This is a genomic window from Pseudorhodoferax sp. Leaf267, from assembly GCF_001422405.1.
GTDB lineage: Bacteria > Pseudomonadota > Gammaproteobacteria > Burkholderiales > Burkholderiaceae_C > Pseudorhodoferax.
Genome location: NZ_LMMV01000025.1, coordinates 322,430 through 338,465 on the forward strand (window position 1 = coordinate 322,430; position 16,036 = coordinate 338,465).

Annotated in this window: 16 protein-coding genes; 6 read left to right on the forward strand and 10 right to left on the reverse strand. The window is 68.7% G+C overall.

All coding sequences use genetic code 11. The annotated features are described in order from the left end of the window. Positions 1-315: 315 nt before the first annotated feature. A complete protein-coding gene (locus ASF43_RS26660) occupies positions 316-1,542 on the forward strand; it encodes a PglL family O-oligosaccharyltransferase (protein ID WP_235578377.1) in 1,227 nt (408 codons plus the stop codon). 1 nt (position 1,543) lies between these two features. Here ASF43_RS26660 and moaC read toward each other — a convergent pair whose 3' ends face one another. After that, positions 1,544-2,029, reverse strand: a complete 486-nt coding sequence (moaC, locus tag ASF43_RS26665; protein WP_056188235.1) for a cyclic pyranopterin monophosphate synthase MoaC — start codon at positions 2,027-2,029, stop codon at positions 1,544-1,546. 58 nt (positions 2,030-2,087) lie between these two features. Here moaC and ASF43_RS26670 point away from each other — a divergent pair, with 58 nt between their 5' ends. Continuing rightward, the gene (locus tag ASF43_RS26670; RefSeq protein WP_056188240.1) at positions 2,088-3,632 is read left to right on the forward strand and encodes a M48 family metalloprotease; all 1,545 of its coding nucleotides are present in this window, start codon (positions 2,088-2,090) and stop codon (positions 3,630-3,632) included. Here ASF43_RS26670 and ASF43_RS26675 read toward each other — a convergent pair. The 3 genes from ASF43_RS26675 to ASF43_RS26685 all read right to left on the reverse strand — a co-directional run bounded on the left by ASF43_RS26675 (position 3,591) and on the right by ASF43_RS26685 (position 5,221). Continuing rightward, a complete protein-coding gene (locus tag ASF43_RS26675) occupies positions 3,591-3,944 on the reverse strand; it encodes a phage holin family protein (protein WP_056188244.1) in 354 nt (117 codons plus the stop codon). The two genes, ASF43_RS26670 and ASF43_RS26675, sit on opposite strands and share 42 nt — an antisense overlap. Positions 3,945-3,968: 24 nt before the next feature. Continuing rightward, positions 3,969-4,448, reverse strand: coding sequence for a hypothetical protein (locus tag ASF43_RS26680; protein ID WP_056188246.1), 480 nt, complete (start codon positions 4,446-4,448; stop codon positions 3,969-3,971). Between the two features lie 83 nt (positions 4,449-4,531). Further along, positions 4,532-5,221: a TerC family protein gene (locus ASF43_RS26685; RefSeq protein ID WP_200932617.1), complete on the reverse strand. Its 690-nt coding sequence runs from the start codon at positions 5,219-5,221 to the stop codon at positions 4,532-4,534. 405 nt (positions 5,222-5,626) lie between these two features. Between ASF43_RS26685 and ASF43_RS26690 the strand changes: the two genes are divergently transcribed. Beyond that, a complete protein-coding gene (locus tag ASF43_RS26690) occupies positions 5,627-6,064 on the forward strand; it encodes a DUF3717 domain-containing protein (protein WP_056188248.1) in 438 nt (145 codons plus the stop codon). On the opposite strand, the gene ASF43_RS26695 is transcribed toward ASF43_RS26690, so the two are convergent. Both ASF43_RS26695 and purB read right to left on the reverse strand, forming a co-directional pair. Then, the gene (locus ASF43_RS26695) at positions 6,065-6,628 is read right to left on the reverse strand and encodes a YaeQ family protein (protein WP_056188250.1); all 564 of its coding nucleotides are present in this window, start codon (positions 6,626-6,628) and stop codon (positions 6,065-6,067) included. 10 nt (positions 6,629-6,638) lie between these two features. Further along, complete coding sequence (gene purB, locus ASF43_RS26700; RefSeq protein ID WP_056188254.1) at positions 6,639-8,018, reverse strand: adenylosuccinate lyase; 1,380 nt, start codon at positions 8,016-8,018, stop codon at positions 6,639-6,641. Positions 8,019-8,126: 108 nt separating this feature from the next. Here purB and ASF43_RS26705 point away from each other — a divergent pair, with 108 nt between their 5' ends. Both ASF43_RS26705 and ASF43_RS26710 read left to right on the forward strand, forming a co-directional pair. Beyond that, a complete protein-coding gene (locus tag ASF43_RS26705) occupies positions 8,127-8,744 on the forward strand; it encodes a glutathione S-transferase N-terminal domain-containing protein (protein WP_056188258.1) in 618 nt (205 codons plus the stop codon). A gap of 325 nt (positions 8,745-9,069) precedes the next feature. Next, positions 9,070-9,918, forward strand: a complete 849-nt coding sequence (locus ASF43_RS26710) for a hypothetical protein (protein WP_056188260.1) — start codon at positions 9,070-9,072, stop codon at positions 9,916-9,918. 10 nt (positions 9,919-9,928) lie between these two features. Here ASF43_RS26710 and ASF43_RS26715 read toward each other — a convergent pair whose 3' ends face one another. After that, complete coding sequence (locus tag ASF43_RS26715) at positions 9,929-11,134, reverse strand: HD-GYP domain-containing protein (RefSeq protein WP_056188263.1); 1,206 nt, start codon at positions 11,132-11,134, stop codon at positions 9,929-9,931. A gap of 81 nt (positions 11,135-11,215) precedes the next feature. Continuing rightward, a complete protein-coding gene (alkB, locus tag ASF43_RS26720) occupies positions 11,216-11,854 on the reverse strand; it encodes a DNA oxidative demethylase AlkB (protein WP_056188267.1) in 639 nt (212 codons plus the stop codon). A 50-nt stretch (positions 11,855-11,904) separates the two neighbouring features. Between alkB and rfaE2 the strand changes: the two genes are divergently transcribed. Next, complete coding sequence (gene rfaE2 / locus ASF43_RS26725) at positions 11,905-12,399, forward strand: D-glycero-beta-D-manno-heptose 1-phosphate adenylyltransferase (RefSeq protein ID WP_056188269.1); 495 nt, start codon at positions 11,905-11,907, stop codon at positions 12,397-12,399. On the opposite strand, the gene rrtA is transcribed toward rfaE2, so the two are convergent. Further along, positions 12,354-12,944 (reverse strand): rhombosortase, encoded by a 591-nt coding sequence (gene rrtA, locus ASF43_RS26730; protein ID WP_056188270.1) that lies wholly within the window; start codon positions 12,942-12,944, stop codon positions 12,354-12,356. The two genes, rfaE2 and rrtA, sit on opposite strands and share 46 nt — an antisense overlap. Positions 12,945-12,948: 4 nt before the next feature. Continuing rightward, positions 12,949-16,035, reverse strand: coding sequence for an efflux RND transporter permease subunit (locus ASF43_RS26735; protein ID WP_056188272.1), 3,087 nt, complete (start codon positions 16,033-16,035; stop codon positions 12,949-12,951). Position 16,036 lies beyond the last annotated feature (1 nt).

Sequence of the window (16,036 nt, forward strand, 5' to 3'; positions counted from 1 at the left end):
GCTGTCATCGCCAGCGCATCACATGGGCCGCGGCCGGCGGGGTCACTGCGCTTTGGCCTCGCCGTCGTCTGCGCCTTCGCCACCACACTCGCCTGGGCTGCCCTGCCGCGCCACGCCGTCGCATCGCCCTACGATTGGCTGGCCCTCGTCGGCGGGCTATGGCTGGTCGCGCTCGGGGGCCTGCTGGCTTGGCCGTCGGGGGGCGCGACAAATGCCGCTAATTACCCCTGGGCCTACTGGTGCGTGTTGTGGCCGTGGTTGGCTGCGGGGCTCGTCAGCTGCGTGTTGGGCTTATTGCAGTACACCAACCACGCCTTGTCGCTGGCACCCTGGGTCAATTGGGCGCCACAGGGCGAGGCATTCGCCAACCTGCGCCAGCGCAACCAGTTCGCCTCGCTCTCCAACATCGCACTGGCCGCGCTGCTAGCTTGGTGCGTGCTACCGCGGCGCAAAGTGGAGCGCGCGCGCGGCGCAAAGCTGGCAATGGCTGCTGCTCTGGCGTTGCCGGCCATTGGCAATGCGGCCTCGTCATCGCGCACTGGGCTGCTTCAACTGTTGTGCATCTGTGCCTCGGTCCTGGTATGGCGGTCGGACTGGCGCGTAGGGCTTTGGCTGGCCTGGACCCTGGCCTGCTACGCCATCGCCGTGCTGTCCCTGCCCTGGCTCATCGGCCTCGACCCGGCGGCGCATGGCATGTTCTCGCGCCTGCGCACGGGCGATGCGCTGTGCTCCAGCCGGCTGACGCTATGGCACAACGTGCTGGACCTGATTGCCCAGCGCCCCTGGCTGGGCTGGGGTTGGGGCGAGCTCGACTACGCGCACTACATGACGCTGTACGACGGCCCGCGCTTTTGCGACATCCTGGACAACGCGCACAACCTGCCGCTGCATCTGGCGGTGGAGCTGGGCGTGCCGGCGGCCGTGTTGTTCTGCGCGGCCTGCCTGTGGGCTGTCATCGCGCAGCGGCCCTGGCGCGAGACCGATCCCATGCGCCAGCTCGCCTGGATGGTGCTGGCCGTCATCGCCGCGCACAGCCTGCTGGAATACCCGCTGTGGTACGGCCCCTTCCAGTTGGCGACGGGGCTGTGCCTGGGGATGTTGTGGCGCGGCAGGCCCGCGCCGGCCGGTGCACGCGGCCCGGCGCTGTGGCCTGTGCTGTTGGCCATGCTGATGATCGGTGCTTGCGCCTATGCAGCCTGGGACTACCGGCGCATCAGCCAGATCTACCTGCCGCCGGCACAGCGCCTGCCGCAATACCGCGGCGACACCATGGGCCAGATCCAGCGCAGCTGGCTTTTCCAGCGGCAGGTACGCTTTGCCGAGCTCAGCATCAGCTCCGTCACGCCCGAGAATGCCGCCCATCTCCATGCATTGGCGACCGAGTTGCTGCATTTTTCGCCCGAGGCCAGGGTGGTCGAGAAGCTGCTGGACAGCGCGCGCCTGCTGGGGCTGGACGAGGAGGTGCGTGAGCACGCGGCACGCTTCGAAGCGGCGTTCCCGAAGGCCTACGCGGCCTGGGCTGCGCGCAGCGGCTTTCCCTGAGTCAGCTGGCGACCCAGTCGCCCGATTTGCCGCCATGCTTCTCCAGCAGCCTGACACCCGTCATCGTCATGCCGCGGTCCACCGCCTTGCACATGTCGTAGATGGTGAGCAGGCCGACCTGTACGGCGGTCAGGGCCTCCATCTCCACGCCCGTGGGGCCGATGGTTTCCGCGGTCACGGTGCAGTCCACCCATGCGCCGTCGCTGTCTTGTTCTGGCAGCGCGAACGCCACGGCAACGCGCGTCAGCGCCAGCGGGTGGCACAGCGGGATCAGCTCGCTGGCCTTCTTGGCGGCCTGGATCGCGGCGATGCGCGCGATGCCCAGCACATCGCCCTTCTTCGCGCTGCCGCTGCGCACCAGCGCCAGCGTGGCCGGCAGCATGTCGATGCGGCCAGTGGCCACGGCAGTTCGGCGCGTAGCGGGCTTGTCGGCCACGTCCACCATGTGGGCCTGGCCGTGGGTATCGAAATGTGTCAGAGCGCTCATGGGTTGTGGAATCTGGGCCCGCCAGCGAACCTGTGGCGGCTTCGCGCATCATAGGGGGATGGCTTTGTCGTCCCACTCTCTTCTGTTGCGCGGCGCGCAGCGCGCGCTGTGCCTGGTCTTGGCCGCTGGCTGCCTTCTGGCGCCCGCGCAGGCGCAATTGCCCAGCCTGGGCGATGGCAACGACATGGGCACGGCGGCCGAGCGCCGGCTGGGCGAGCGCATCGCGCGCGAGCTGTACCGCGACCCCGACTTCATCGAGGACGCGGTGCTCGAGGACTACGTGCAAAGCATCTGGCAGCCCCTCATCGCGGCGGCCAAGCAGCGCGGCGAGCTGTCGCCCGAGCTGGGCGAGCGTTTCGCGTGGGAAATCCTCATGGGCCGCGACCGCAGCATCAACGCCTTCGCGCTGCCAGGCGGCTACCTGGGCCTGCACCTGGGTCTGATGGGCGTGGTCAGCACGCGCGACGAGCTGGCCTCGGTGCTGGCGCACGAGCTGACCCATGTGACACAGCGGCATATCGCGCGGCTCATGGGCCAGTCCTCGCGCCTGGCGCCCTGGGCCATCGGCGCGATGATCCTGGGCGCCCTGGCGGCCAGCAAGAGCCCGGACGCGGCCAATGCCATGATCATGGGCGGGCAGGCTGCCGTGGCGCAGAGCCAGCTCAACTTCTCGCGCGACATGGAACGCGAGGCCGACCGCATCGGCTATGGCGTGATGACGCAGGCCGGCTTCGACCCTGCCGGCTTCGTGACCATGTTCGGCAAGCTGCAACAGGCCAGCAAGCTCAACGACAACGGCGCGTTTCCCTACCTGCGCAGCCACCCGCTGACCACCGAGCGCATTGCCGACATGCAGGCGCGCCAGGCCCTGCTGGAGCGCCGGGCCGCGCCGGCCCAGCCCGACATCGTGCACGCCATGATGGCGGCGCGCGCGCGCGTGCTGTCCAACCCGGGGCCGGACCGCCTGCGATCGCAGGTGGCCGAGGCCCAGGGGCTGGCGGCCGGCAGCACGGCGGAGTCGGCGCCGGCCATCTGGTATGCGGGCGCCCTGGCGGCCAGCCGCTTGCGCGATGCGCCGGCGGCCCTGGTGCTGGCGGACCGGCTGCGCAGCGGCGTGCAGGCCGATCCCAAGGCCGTGCGCCTGGCGCATCTGCTGGCGGCCGAAATCGCGTGGTCCGCGCAGGACGCTGCCCGTGCGCAGGCGGCCCTGGCGGCCATTCCAAAGGACCAGGCCGGCCGGCCGGAGACGATGTTGATGGCGCAGATCCAGGTGCGCAACGGCCAGGCCGCGCAGGCGGCCCAGGCGCTGCAGGCGCGCGTGGCATTGGAGCCGCGCGACGCCGTGGCCTGGCAACTGCTCTCCAGCGCCTATGCTGAGCAGGGCCAGACCTTGCGTGCGATCCGTGCCGAGGCCGAGCAGCAGGTCGCGCGGCTGGACTACACGGGCGCGCTGGACCGCTTCAAGGCGGCGCAGAACTTTGCGCGAGGGCCGCAGCAGAGCCGTGCGCCGGGCGACCACATCGAGGCGTCCATCATCGACACCCGCACGCGGCAGCTGGAATCACTTGTGAAGGAACAGGCGCTCGAGCGCGACATCAATTAACAGGCTCAGCAGCGAATACAGCAGCGAGCCGATCAATGCCGCACCGAAGCCCGTGACCTGGAAGCTGGCCAGCAGGCCGGACGCCGCCCAGAACATCAGCGCGTTGATGACGAACAGGAACAGGCCCAGCGTGACCACCGTGACCGGCAGCGTCAGCACCACCAGCACAGGCCGCACGACGGTGTTGAGCAGGCCGATGACAAACGCGGCGATCAATGCCGAGCCGAAGCCCGGCACCTGCACGCCGCTGTAGATCTGGGCCACGGCCAGCAAAGCCACGGCGCTCAGCAGCCATTTGACGAGGAGTTTCATGGCTGCATTGTGGCGCTGGTGGCCCTACTCGAAGCCCAGCACGAGCAGCATGCCGATGCCCGCGACGGCGCCGGGCAGCGTCCATGGCGGCTGCTTGCCGGCCTGGGGCGCGGCTGGCGCGATGGGCTGCATGTCGTGGCCCAGCTTGGGGCGGCGCCCGTCCAGCACGTGCGCCCCGCGGTACTCGGCTTCGAGCTGGGCACTCAGGTCGACCAGCGGCCCCTTGGCCAGCACCTCGGTCACGCGGTCGCCGCGCTGGCGCAGCCCGGGTGCGACCTCGCCGAAGACCTTCTCGGACCACTTGGCGCGCCAGTTTTCGCGGGCGCTGTGGCTGACCCACTTGCTGATGCGGTGCGTCATGCGGGGTGCGCAGGCCACCAGGACCCAGTGCGTGGCGGCTGCCTGCGGCCTCGGTGCCCCGGCCTGCTCGGGCGCAGTGCACAGCGCCGCCAGCTGTTGCCTGGCATAGGCCGCGTCGTCGATGTACACGATGATGGTCTGCATGGGGCTCCTCGTCGGCGGGTTGGGGGAGAAGGCCCGGGGCTGCCGCCGCAGCCCCGGTGCCCGGGCGCACGCGCCCGCCTTGCTCAGGCCGGTTGCTGCTTGACGGCCTGGCGACGCTCGTTCAGCCAGCCCAGGCCCAGCACGCCGGCGATGACGGCGGCCGTGAGGCCCCAGCGCAAGGCCGGGTTGTCCGTGAACACCGAGCCTAGCACCGGCTCGTTGATGATCATCTTGGCAGCCGTGAAGGCCAGCACCGCCGCACCGATCTTGATGATGGCGGGGAAGCGTTCCACCAGCTTGAGCACCATCGTGCTGCCGAACACCACGATGGGCACGCTGATCAAGAGGCCGATCACGACCAGGTCCATGGAGCCGTGGGCCGCGCCGGCCACGCCGAGCACGTTGTCCACGCCCATCAGCGCGTCGGCGATCACGATGGTCTTCATCGCGCCCCAGAAGGTGCTGGCGCCCGGGCCCTGGTGCTCGTCGTCCCCGTGGTTGTCGGCCAGCAGCTTGTAGGCGATCCAGACCAGGCCGATGCCGCCGACGAGCATCAGGCCGGGGACTTTCAGCAGCCAGACCACGCCGATCGTCATGACCGCACGCACGCCAATGGCACCGACCGTGCCCCAGATGATGGCCTTCTTCTGCAGGTGCGGCGGCAGGCTGCGCGAGGCCAGTGCGATCACGATCGCGTTGTCGCCGGCCAGGACCAGGTCGATGAGAATGATGGCCAGCAGGGCGGACCACCAGGCGGTTGACATGAACTCCATGAAAAAACTCTCCGTGTTGACATCGATGGACAACCGAAAACAGACAAGTCAACGGAGCTGGTGATTGCCGGGAACCACAAGCGCACTTCGACCAACCCTGCTTCAGGTGCTGATCGAAGGTCTTGCTCGGCATGTAGGAATGCGATCTGTGCCCGACCCGCCGGAAGTTGTGCTTCGTATTGACGGCTTGGTCGATGCCCGCTGCAGCCGTGGCCCTTGCGTGCGGCCTGCATGTTGCGTCGGGCGGGAGCTACTCCCCTTCGTGGGGCGGATTACAGCATTGACATTTGCACACAGCCAAGCCCTTGAGCGGGCTGGGGAATAGCGCTTGACGCGCCCGTTTCGGTGCCGGTCAGGGGCATTGCGGCGGCGCTATCATGCGCGACCCTTTCGTCCAGCGTCTCCATGGCAGGCATCCACATCACTGACATCGAAGCCGCCATCAACTACTGGCGCGAGCGCACGCCCTCGCCCGATGGCATCACGCTGGGGCCGGAGCTGCGGGCCCTGGCCGAGGTCTATGCGCTGATGGTGTACTACCACGAGGACGAGGCCGACGAGCGGACCCTGCCTGCACCCGCCAAGACGGCCTGGCTGGCGTGGTATGCCACGCAGCCGGACACGCCCTGCATCGCGATCTGCTCGACCAGCCAGGGCGACGACGAATGCAAGGGCTGCGGCCGCAGCTTCGAGGAGGTGCAGCTGTGGCCCGAGATGACACCGGCCGAGAAGCGTGCCACCTGGCGCCGCATCACGCTGGTGGGCGACGCCTGGCGCTTCAACCGCTACGCCGAGCGGGCCGGGCCGGCTGCCAAGGCCGAAGACGACAGCGCCCCGGCCTGATCAGGGCATCAGCTTTTCACACGCGACTTCGACGCTGGTGCTGGCGTCCGACAGCATCAACTGCCCGTCCTGCACCGTGGCCTGCAACTGCATGCTGCGCTGGGCCATCGCGGCCAGTGCCTGGCTGCTGGCGGTGGACATGCGCCACACCGTGAGATTGCGCAGGCGCGAAAGCTTGCCCTGGATGGCCTGCCACCAGATCTCGGCCGAGGACTGGTAGGCGTAGACCACCACCTGGTCGGCCTTGCCGCAGGCCTTCGCCAGCGGCCGGTCTTCCGGCAGGCCCACCTCGATCCACAGCCGCGGCCGGCCCGTGTAGTCGCGCAAGCTGACGTCCGGGTCTTCCGGGTCGGACAGGCCGGCGCCGAAGGCAAGCAGGCCGTTACCTTCGCAGACGGTCTGCAGCGCATGCGCGTTCAGTGCCAGCGCAGCCAGGCGCACCATCATGCGTTCGTCGGTCTCGCTCGGGTGGCGCGCCAGCGTGAAGTTGTGGTCGGCGTAGTAGCCGTGCTCGATGTCGGCGATCGACAGGTTGGCCTTGAAGACCGTGGACTTGATGGCCATCGGGCTGCGTTCAGACCCGGCGCGCGAGTTCGACCGCCTTGCCGATGTAGCTGCCCGGCGTCATGGCGATCAGGCGTTCCTTCTCGGCGTCGGGGATCTCCAGCGAGCGGATAAGCCCGTGCAGGTCGTCGGCCGTCACGGTCTTGCCGCGCGTGGCGGCCTTCAGCGCTTCGTAGGCACCCTGCACGCCATAGCGGCGCATCACGGTCTGGATCGGCTCGGCCAGCACTTCCCAGGACTGGTCCAGGTCGGCGGCCAGTGCCTCGCGGTTCAGTTCGAGCTTGCCCATGCCGGTCATCAGCGACTGGTAGGCCAGCACCGCGTAGCCCAGCGCCACGCCCATGTTGCGCAGCACGGTGGAGTCCGTCAGGTCGCGCTGCCAGCGGCTGATCGGCAGCTTGTCGCTCAGGTGGCGCAGCATGGCATTGGCCAGGCCCAGGTTGCCCTCGGCGTTCTCGAAGTCGATCGGATTGACCTTGTGCGGCATCGTCGACGAGCCGATCTCGCCTTCCTTGAGCCGCTGCTTGAAGTAGCCCAGGCTGATGTAGCCCCAGACGTCGCGCGACCAGTCGATGAGGATGGTGTTGGCACGGGCCACGGAATCGAACAGCTCGGCCATGTAGTCGTGCGGCTCGATCTGGATGCTGAACGGCTGGAAGGTGATGCCCAGGCCCAGCGGCTCGGGCGTCTCGATGACCTTGCGGCTGAAGGCTTCCCAGTCGAAGTCGGGCCAGGCCGACAGGTGCGCGTTGTAGTTGCCGACGGCGCCGTTCATCTTCGCCAGCAAGGCCACGCCGGCGATGTTGGCACGGGCCTTTTCCAGGCGCTTGAGCACGTTGGCCACTTCCTTGCCGACCGTGGTCGGGCTGGCCGTCTGGCCATGGGTGCGCGCCAGCATGGGCACGTCCGCAAAGGCCAGCGCCATCTCGCGCAGCTTGGCGATGATGCCGTCCAGCGCCGGCAACAGCACCGTGCCGCGCGCGGCCTTGAGCTGCAATGCATGGCTGGTGTTGTTGATGTCTTCGCTGGTGCAGGCGAAGTGCACGAACTCCTTGGCCGCCATGAGCTCGGGCCGGGCCTCGAACTTGGACTTGATCCAGTACTCCACGGCCTTCACGTCGTGGTTGGTGATCTTCTCTTCCTGCTTGATCGCCTGCGCATCGGCTTCGCTGAAGTTCTTCACCAGGCCCAGCAGGTAGGTGCGCGCGCCCGGGCTCAGCGGCTTGAATTCCTCGAAGCCGGCATCGCTGAGCGCGATGAACCAGGCGATCTCGACCTGCACGCGGCGGTGCATGAAGCCGTGTTCGCTCATCAAAGGGCGCAGGGCCGTGAGTTTGGCTGCGTAGCGGCCGTCCAGCGGGGACAGCGCGGATATCGTCGAGAAGCTCATGGGGCGGGATTGTAGGTTGCGCACCACGCCCAGCCGGGGTCGGAGCCCGGCGCCTAGAATCGTTTGGACCGGGGCTTTCCGCCCAGGCGGTTTCCAAGACCCATGCCCATGAAATTGATCGGATCTCTGACCAGCCCTTATGTGCGCAAGGTGCGCATCGTCATGGCCGAGAAAAAGCTGGACTACCAGTTCATCCGCGAGGACGTCTGGGCCGATGCGACCACGATCTCCAGCTCCAACCCCCTGGGCAAGGTGCCCTGCCTGGTCATGGAAGGCGGCGAGGCGGTGTTCGATTCGCGCGTGATCGTGGAGTACCTGGACACGCTGTCGCCCGTGGGCCGGTTGATCCCCACCCAGGGCCGTGAGCGCGCCGAGGTCAAGACCTGGGAAGCACTGGCCGATGGCGTCATGGACGCCGGCCTGCTGGCCCGCATGGAAGCCACCTGGGTGCACCGCGCCGACAGCGAGCGCAGCCAGGCCTGGATCGACCGCCAGCTCGGCAAGATCACGACCGGGCTCAAGGCCATCAGCCAGGGCCTGGGCGACAAGGCCTATTGCAGCGGCATCCACCTGAGCCTGTCCGACATCGCGGTCGGCTGCGCACTGGGCTGGCTGGAATTCCGTTTCCCCGACATTGCCTGGCGCAACACGCACCCGAACCTGGCGCGTCTGCAGGACAAGCTCATGCAGCGCCAGAGCTTCCAGGACACGCAACCCACCGCTTGAGCACGCCTTCTCCGGCGTGGAAGGGTGCAAGACGAAAGGCTGCGAAGCGCCCCGGGGGGAACGAGGGGGGAGGGAGGAGGAGGAGAACCACCCCGGGATTGCAACCGCGCCACACAGAGGGGGCCGGAAGGCTTCGCAGCGAAAACTGTTGGCGGCACCAGGCACCGCCCCCACATGGAGGCCCGTTTCCGGCCGGAAGTTCCAGCCCGCCGGCGCCGCTGCCGGTAAATAAATGTGAAGCTGCGCCGGCCCGCGCGCGGCAAGGGTTTTGCTAGGGCGCGCACAATGCCCTGCCTAGAATGCAGGTCTTCATCCTGACACCGCCATGCTGTATCCCGAACTCTTCCGACAACTCGAAGCCGTGCGCTGGAACATGGAACACGATGTGCCGTGGAGCCAGTTCGACGCGTCCCTCTTGTCCGACGAGCAGGCGCAAACGATCAAGATGAACGCAATCACCGAGTGGTCGGCGCTGCCGGCCACCGAGATGTTCCTGCGCGACAACATCCACGACAGCGACTTCTCGGCCTTCATCTCGGTGTGGTTCTTCGAGGAGCAGAAGCACTCGCTGGTGCTGATGGAATACCTGCGCCGCTTCCGCCCCGAGCTCGTGCCCACCGAGGACGAGCTGCACGAGGTGCGCTTCGAGTTCGATCCGGCCCCTGCGCTGGAGACGCTGATGCTGCATTTCTGTGGCGAGATCCGGCTCAACCACTGGTACCGGCGCGCCAGCGAATGGCACACCGAGCCGGTCATCAAGAACATCTACAGCAAGTTGAGCCAGGACGAGGCGCGCCACGGCGGCGCCTACCTGCGCTACATGAAGCGCGCCATCCAGAACGTGGGCAACGAGGCCCGCACGGCCTTCACCAAGGTCGGCGTGCTGATGGCCAGCGCGCGCCGCACGGCGCAGGCGCTGCACCCGACCAACCTGCATGTGAACGAAAGCCTGTTCCCGCGTGACACCATCCAGTCGCGCCTGCCCAACCCCGAGTGGCTGGAGCACTGGCTGGACGAACAGATCAAGTTCGACGCTGTCTGGGAAGGCAAGGTCGTCGACCGCATCCTGCACAACCTGAGCCTGCTGATGGACCGCAGTTTCAAGACCGTGCAGGAGCTGAACCGCTACCGCAAGGAAATCGGCCGCGAAGGCCAGGCGCCGGCTGCAGCCTGAGCGCGCGCCTTCAGATCAGCGCCAGCACCCGGTCCAGCGACACCTGGACCTTCACGTCGCGCTGCGGCACGCTGGCCGTGATCTTGTAGCCCGGCAGGCCGGTGTCCCGGATGATCATCTCGCCCGTCGGCATGCCGGCACGGTTCACGACCACGGCCACTTTTGGGGTGCTGGTGTTCTTGCCGCGCTGGATCACCACGGCCAGCTCGTTGCTGGCCAGCCGCACGTACAGCCCCGGTGAGTACACGCCGACTGCCTTGATCAGCGCCGCGCCGGCATCGTCGACCTGGTGCTCCTCGTCGAAGTAGCAGCCCTGCATCGCGGCCGAGGTCGACATCGGCGTGCGCGACACACGCGGTGCCAGCCGGCTCGTGAACATGTCGGCGCGCTGGATCAGCCGCGCGATGCGCAGTGCCGGCTTCTTGTCCGCCAGCGGGCCGGGCGCGCGGTCATGGTGGTGACGCACGGCCAGCAGCCAGCGCTCGTCGGTCACGCCCAGCTCCAGCAGGCTGGCGAACGAGCGCTGCGCATGGCGCTCGATGGCATCGATCTGCTCGCTGGTCAGCGCCTGGGTCTGCACGGCCAGCTGGTCCTGCAACGCCGTCATGCTGATGTTCATGGTCAGCGCGGCCTTGCCCAGCGTCTCGTCCAGCTCCTCGGGCCACTGCAGCACGTCGCGCGCGGCCAGGCTGCAGACCACGTAGACCAGCATCGCGTGCGTGGCGCTGTACATGCGCAGTTCGGTGGCCGACAGGTGGATCAGCGCGAACAGTGTTGCGTCCGGGTGGTGCTGCACCAGCTCCCGGAGCTCGGCATACAGCCTGTCCAGCCGCAGCAGGAAGTTCTCGCTGCCCACATCGCGCAGCAGCGCATGGGCGCGCGCCTGCAATTCCAGCCAGTCGGGCCGCGGCGGCTTTTCGGGGCGGGCGCGGGAGAACAGGTCCTCGGGTGCGATCTGCACGTTCTGGATCTCGCCCAGCGTGCGCTCGCTGCGCAGCATGTTGTGCAGCTTGCCGACGTAGGCACGCTGGCGGTCGTCGCTGGCGTCCATGTCCACGCACAGCGTCATGCCGCGCGAGGTCCAGTAGGTGATCTCGTCGCGCGAATGGATGACATAGCCACGCTGCGCAAGCAGCACGCCGCGTTCGGTCCGCAGCTCGAAGGGCAGGGGCTGGCCCATGCGGATCGTGGCGATGTCGACGGGAACGAGGTTCATGGTTGCGGCGATTATCCGAGGCGGCACCCAGCCGGACTTCAGCAAATAAAGGGAAAAGGCCCCGCTGTTCGGGCCGCTGGCTCAGCCAGCCTTGCGCAGCGTCAGGTTCAGCCGCTGCGCGCCCAGCAGCGCATGGGGACGGTCCTTCAGCGGAAGTACGCCGTGGTAGCGCAGCCGGTCGGCGCCGCCCCAGACCACCACGTCGCCATGCACAAGCGGCACACGCAGCGCGCGGTCGCCGCGCGCATGGCCGCCCCACAAGAAGGTGGCGTCCATGCCCAGCGACACCGAGACGATGGGGGCGCCGTAGTCGCGCTCGTCCCGGTCCTGGTGCAGCGACAGCCGCGCGCCCGGCGCGTAGCGGTTGACGAGGCAGGCGTCGGGCGCAAAGCCCGGGAAGCCCGCCGCCTTGGCCGCGTCGCGCGCGAGCCGGGTGAACACGGCCGGCATGGGCGGCCAGGGCTGGCCGGTCTGTGGATCGGCGCTGGCGTAGCGGTAGCCGCGCCGGTCCGTGGTCCAGCCCAAGGCGCCGCAGTTGGTCAGCGCCACCGACATCGTGAAGCCGCCCGGCGTCTGCATCTGGCGAAACGGGGCGGCGCGCGCCACGTCGGCGATGGCGGCCAGCAAAGCGTCCACATGCGGCAACGCAAAGCCGCGCAGCAGCCAGGCCGCTTCCGACAAGGCTTCGCGTGCGGGCGGTTCGAACAGGTCCAGGGTCATGCGGGGCTGGGGGTCACAATCGCCGCCAGTCTAGAACGTCACCTGCCGCCATGCACGATTTCGCTCCGCCCACCTTCCTCGCCAAGATCTGCGCGCGCGCCGACCTGCCCGCGCGCCTGGCGGCCCTGCCACGCCCCTGGGTGTTCACCAACGGCGTGTTCGACATCCTGCACCGCGGCCACGCGACCTACCTGGCCCAGGCCCGGGCGCTGGGCGCCAGCCTGGTCGTGGCGCTGAACAGCGATGCCTCGGCACGCCGCCTGGGCAAGGGGCCGGACCGGCCCATGAATGCCGAGGCCGACCGCGCCGTGCTGATGGCCGCGCTGGGCGATGTGGACCTGGTGACCTGGTTCGACGAGGACACGCCGCAGCAGCTCATCGCCGCGCTGCGGCCCGACATCCTCGTCAAGGGCGGCGACTACGACATGGACAAGCTGGCCGAGACCGCGCTGGTGCGCAGCTGGGGCGGCCGCGCGCTGGCGATCCCCTTCGTCGACGGCTATTCGACGACGGCGCTCGTGCAGAAGATCCGGCAGGCCCCGTAGGCCAGCAGCGCGCACAGCGCCCCGGCCAGCGCGCCTGTCAGGTGTGCGCCAGTGGCCACGGCAAAGCCCCATTCCGGCTCGAACACCAGCGGCTGGCGCCAGGCTGCCTCGGCCACCAGCTTGAGCCCCAGCCCGGCGCCCAGCAGCGCGGCCCAGGCCTTTAGATCACGCGCCATGGCGCAGTGCACGACCAGCACGGCCACGGCCGCATGCAGCACGCCCGACAGGCCGGCATAGCGCCCGATCTGCGGGAACAGCACCAGCCCCAACGTGGACAGCGGCCAGGCCACCACCAGCGCCAGTACCTGGGCGCGCGGCACGCGCAGCGAATGGCCCAGCACGGCGAGCGCGCCCAGCGCCAGCAGGTTGGCCAGGCCGTGGGCCGGCGAGCGGTGGACCAGGGCAGCCGTCCACCAGCTGGCCGCGTCGGACCAATCCTCGCGCCACCATTCCCAGCCCACCGGGTTGCGTGCCCACCAGGCCGCGATGCTGCCCGCTGCCAGCAGCAGGCACAGGGTGGGCCAGGACCAGGAGGTGCGGTTCACGCGTTCAGTGTGGCACGGCCTCGGCCGCCTGTGGCGTGCCACGCGCCTTGCGCACCATGCGCCGCACCCACTGCTCGAAATCGTCCACGTAGGTGAACACGGCCGGCACCACCAGCAGGCTCAGCACCGTGGAGGTGATCAGCCCGCCGATCACGGCCGTGGCCATGGGCGAGCGGAAGCTCGCGTCCGCCGCGCCCCAGCCCACGGCGATCGGCAGCATGCCCGCGCCCATGGCCAGCGTCGTCATGATGATGGGCCGCGCGCGCTTGTGGCAGGCGTCGAGCAGCGCCTCCCAGCGCGTCATGCCATGGTCGCGCCGCGCCACGATGGCGTATTCCACGAGCAGGATGGAGTTCTTGGTCGCCACGCCCATCAGCATGATGAGCCCGATCAGGGACGGCATCGAGAAGCTCTTGTCCGCCACCATCAGCGCCACGAACGCGCCGCCCAGCGACAGGGGCAGCGCAGCCAGGATGGTGGCCGGCTGCAGGAAGTCCTTGAACAGCAGCACCAGCACGATGTAGATGCAGACCACGCCGGTCAGCATCGCCAGGCCGAAGCCCGTGAACAGCTCGGCCATGGCCTCGGCGTCGCCCACGTCGATGGTGCGCACGCTGGGCGGCAGGTTCTTCACGGCGGGCAGCAGCTTCACGGCCTCGGTCACGTCGTTCAGGCCGCGCGTGGACAGCTCGATCTCGAAGTTCACGTTGCGCGCGCGGTCGTAGCGCGTGATCACGGCCGGGCCGCCGGCCAGCTCCAGCGTGGCCACCTCGCCCAGGCGCACCGGCCCGCGCGCGCCCGGCACGGCCAGGCGTTCGAGCAGGGCCAGGTCCTTGCGCGCGTCGTCGCGCAGCTTGACCATGATGGGCACCTGGCGCTCGGCCAGGTTCAGCTTGGGCAGGTTGTTGTCGTAGTCGCCCATGGTCGCCACGCGCAGCGTGTCGGCGATCGCGGCACTCGTCACGCCCAGGTCGGCGGCGCGTGCGAAGTCGGGCCGCACAACGATCTCGGGCCGCACCAGGCTGGAGGTGGAGGTCACGTTGCCGATGCCGGGGATGGTGCGCAGTTCGCGCTCCACGTTGGTCGCGGCCTGGCGCAGCGCATGCGGGTCCTGGCTGGACAGGGCCAGCACGTACTTGTCGTTCGAGCCGCCCAGGCCCACGCCGAAGCGCATGCCCGGCAGGTCTTCCAGCGCGGTGCGGATCTGCTGCTCGATCACCTGCTTCCTGGGCCGCGTGCCGCGCGGCGCGAGCTGCAGCGTGAGCGTGGCCTTGCGCGCCTCCACGAAGCTGCCTGAGAACGGGTCGGCCCCCGCGCTGCCCGCGCCGATCGCCGTGTAGATGTCGCCGATGTGGTCGATCTTGAGCAGCCGCTGGCGCACCTGCTCGGCCGCCGCCATGGTCTGGTCGAGCCGGCTGCCGGGCGGCAGCTCCACGCGCACCTGGGTCTGCGTGTTGTCGTCGGCCGGGATGAAGCCCGAGGGCAAGAGCGGGATCAGCGCCAGCGAGCCGAAGAAGAACAGCGTGGCGCCGACCATGGTCAGCACGCGGTGCTTGAGGCACCAGCGCGCCGCCACCATGTAGCGCTCCTGCCAGCGCGGCTCCTTCTCCTGCGCCACCAGGGGTTTGAGCATGTAGGCCGCCATCATGGGCGTGAGCAGCCGCGCCACGACGAGCGAGGCGAACACCGCCAGCGCCGCAGTCCAGCCGAACTGCTTGAAGAAGCGCCCGACCACGCCGCTCATGAAGGCCGTGGGCAGGAAGACCGCGATCAGCGAGAAGGTGGTGGCCACCACGGCCAGGCCGATCTCCTCGGCCGCCTCCATCGCCGCCTGCTGGGGCGACTTGCCCATGCGCAGGTGGCGCACGATGTTCTCCACCTCGACGATCGCGTCGTCCACGAGGATGCCCACCACCAGCGACAGCGCCAGCAGCGTGATGATGTTGATCGAAAAGCCCAGCCAGTACATGCCGATGAAGGCCGGGATGACCGACAGCGGCAACGCCACGGCCGACACGATGGTCGCGCGCCAGTCGCGCAGGAACAGCCAGACCACGAGCACGGCCAGGATCGCGCCCTCGTACAGCAGCTTCATCGAGGCGTCGTACTCCTCGGACGCGATCTTCACGAAGTCCAGCGTGCGCGTGAGTTTCAGGTCCGGATGCTCGGCCTGCAGTTTGGCCAGCACCTTCTCCACGGCCGCGCCCACCTCCACCTCGCTGGCGCCGCGCGAACGCGAGATCTCGAAGCCAACCACCTGCTGGCCGTTCAGGATGGCGGTGGCGCGGCGCTCGGCCACCGTGTCCTCGATGGTGGCCACCTCGTCGAGCCGGATGCGCCGGCCGTCGGCCAGCGGGATCTGGATGCGCCGCAACTCGTCGGCCGAGGCCACGGTGGCAATCGTGCGCACGGGCTGCTCGCCACTGCCCAGGTCGGTACGGCCGCCCGCGCTCTCCTGCTGCACCATGCGCAGCTGGCGCGACACGTCGGCCGCCGTGGCGTTCAGCGCCTGCAGCCGCGCCGGGTCCAGCGCCACGCGCACCTCGCGCGTGACACCGCCCACACGCGTGACGCCGCCCACGCCGGTCACGGCCAGCAGGCGGCGCGCGATGGTGTCGTCGACGAACCAGGACAGCGCCTCGTCGTCCATGCGGTCCGACGCAATGGCGAACGCCAGGATGGGCTGGGCCGCCAGGTCCAGCTTGGTGATGATGGGGTCGCGCAGGTCGGCCGGCATGTCCGAGCGCACGCGGCTCACGGCCGAGCGCACGTCGTCCACGGCTTCCTGGATCGGCTTTTCCAGCACGAATTCGGCCGCGATGGTGGCCGAGCCATCGGTCAGCGTGCTGGTGATGTGTTTGAGCCCCTGCAGTGTGGCGATCGAGTTCTCGATCTTGCGCGCCACGTCGTTCTCCAGCTGGCCCGGTGAGGCACCGGGCAGCGCGGCCGTGACGATGACGACCGGCAGGTCCATGTCCGGAAAGTTCTGCACCTTCATGGACTTGAAGGCGAACAGGCCGGCCAGCGTCAGCAGCACGAACAGCATGGCCGCCGGAATGGGGTTCTTGATCGACCAGGCGGAAATGTTCATG